The organism is Pararhizobium sp. P1_E7 (assembly GCF_056405855.1).
The window spans coordinates 1-1,951 of the sequence record NZ_JBFUBH010000188.1 but is presented as its reverse complement, the minus strand read 5'-3'; the positions used below and the strand labels follow the sequence as shown (position 1 = coordinate 1,951).

Annotated in this window: 4 protein-coding genes; 2 read left to right on the top strand and 2 right to left on the bottom strand. The window is 53.0% G+C overall.

The annotated features are described in order from the left end of the window. A partial coding sequence (locus AC1D17_RS28750) for a co-chaperone GroES (RefSeq protein ID WP_477568604.1) occupies nucleotides 1–134 on the bottom strand: 134 nt, incomplete at its 3' end. Between the two features lie 607 nt (nucleotides 135–741). On the opposite strand from AC1D17_RS28750, the gene AC1D17_RS28745 reads away from it, so the two are divergent. Both AC1D17_RS28745 and AC1D17_RS28740 read left to right on the top strand, forming a co-directional pair. Continuing rightward, nucleotides 742–1,026 carry a hypothetical protein gene (locus AC1D17_RS28745; RefSeq protein ID WP_477568603.1) on the top strand — a complete coding sequence of 95 codons (285 nt, stop codon included), beginning with the start codon at nucleotides 742–744 and terminating at the stop codon, nucleotides 1,024–1,026. 107 nt (nucleotides 1,027–1,133) lie between these two features. Continuing rightward, a complete protein-coding gene (locus AC1D17_RS28740; RefSeq protein WP_477568602.1) occupies nucleotides 1,134–1,358 on the top strand; it encodes a hypothetical protein in 225 nt (74 codons plus the stop codon). Nucleotides 1,359–1,456: 98 nt separating this feature from the next. On the opposite strand, the gene AC1D17_RS28735 is transcribed toward AC1D17_RS28740, so the two are convergent. Further along, the coding region (locus AC1D17_RS28735; RefSeq protein ID WP_477568601.1) for a hypothetical protein at nucleotides 1,457–1,951 on the bottom strand (495 nt) is incomplete at its 5' end.

The following is a 1,951-nucleotide window of genomic DNA, read 5'->3' as shown; positions in this document are numbered from 1 at the left end:
GCGACGATTTCGCCTTCCTGCGGCTTTTCCTTGGCGGTATCCGGAATGATGATGCCGCCCTTGGTCTTTGCTTCAGCTTCGATACGGCGCACGACGACGCGATCGTGCAGCGGACGAAATTTGGTATCAGCCATTTTGGGTTCCTTAACGGGATCGTAGCCGAATGGCTTCTCCCATCGAATAACAGTAGCACTCTCTACCCTAGAGTGCTAGCGATCATTCGGCAGCAGGCGACAATGATAATCCCGTGTAGCCAAATATTTAAAAACATCGACCCGGTTTAGTATGCTAGAGAGACGCGGCTATCCGATTAATACGGGAGGCCTGCAATGAAATCGTTCTTCGATTCCATTTATCACTTTGACTATGTGCTTTTTCTCATCAAGTGGACATTGACGTTATCCTTGATGCTTGGCGCCTATCTGGCGCTACATGAGGCATATTTCTAGAGAATTTGTTCTGCTGATCTTCCTTTTACGTCCACCAATTCACATGTGACGACGCGCGCCGTCAGTTTCCTGAAGCGCGACCAAAGGATCACTGAGATGATTAAGTTTCGCCCAAACACTGAAGCTGAAGAGAAGAAGCAACCCGCTGCCCCTGCGCCAGGCAAACCCGACACCACGAAGTTTCCGGATGCGAAGAAGTCCACGGGCGACTAAACCCGCGCGGGTTTGTACCAAGAAGCCCAGCGGCCGCCGAGGCTTCCAAGAACGCCCCGCAGCCGGGGAGATACCGCCTGTGAGATCATCTGAAATTGCGCGACTACGATATCAATGGCGGCCGCTGGAGCTCTCTCCGGAAAATGATTTCATCGGCTTCGACGGAGAGATCCTGATCGGGCGGATATTTCTGGAGCCCCGACCACGGTTCAAGGGGGTGTGGCATTGGTCGAATATCAGGAGCGAAACTGCCATTGCTATGCAAGGCTACGCCGCATCAGCCGACCTCGCTGCCGTCACCGTCGAGGCGTTGTATGACGAACTAAGGGCTTTCGAAGGGAACGCGTTGGCAGAAAGCCAATAAGCCATTGATTACGGATCACCTCCCCCCGTGTTGCCCGATCAAGTGCTCAACGCCCCGGAACAGACGAAAATTCGTGCCGTTCGGCATGTCTCAGCAGGAGAAATTTCATGAACGTCGATTTCGCAATCACCGGACGCCATGTGTACGAGATCAAAGCGGTGCTTCAATCCGTGGGAATTAACGAAGGAACCGAATACGACGCACTGCCGTTCAACCCCACAAGCCGCGCTAGAGGCTATCACACGTTCGCGTTTCGCAACAAGCAGGCCGCTCTCGAAGCTACGACAACCTGGGAAAACCACATCAAGCAACCCGCTCATTCGCATCGCTGATCCTGGACGTCCCAGCGGCATGAAAATTGGGACGAAGCTGTGCGAAACGAGAAGCAAGTCTTTTGATCTGCCGGATGTGATGTATCCGGCACTGCGCGCTATTTTGGAAAGTCCCGGGTGAATGCATCGAGCACGTCGATGAGGACTTCATTCACTTTATCCGTGGTGAAATCATTCAAGCTGATCACGTTGTGGCCGACGGACACGCTTTGCGCGGATGATCGGCGATAGTGCTGAAACTGGATATGATCCTCTGTCAAGCTGACGGCGCTTCTGATGGAGCGACCGGAGATTTCGCTCGCGATTTCCATCTCGACTTTTGACGAGGTTCCCGGAGTCGGCTCCGTAAGTCGCATTTTCGGCATATCGGCCATCTGAAGTTTCTGGTTCAAGACCTCGATCGCGCTCTCAATTTTGGGGCGGAAGACCTGCACCCAATTATCCTCCACCCATTGTTTTCGATCCGCCTTTCTGGATTTGGCCAGCTCAACCTCTTGCTGCTTTCGTCTTGCTTCGCTCTCAATGCGGCTTCCCAGTGCAAGAAGTTTATTCAGGCGCTCATCGGTGAATTTGGACATGGTCATCCTCTGAAA

Bases quoted from the DNA above. Each gene is read 5' to 3' on its own strand.
- AC1D17_RS28740 (WP_477568602.1), top strand. From the start codon at position 1,134: ATGAACGTCGATTTCGCAATCACCGGACGCCATGTGTACGAGATCAAA.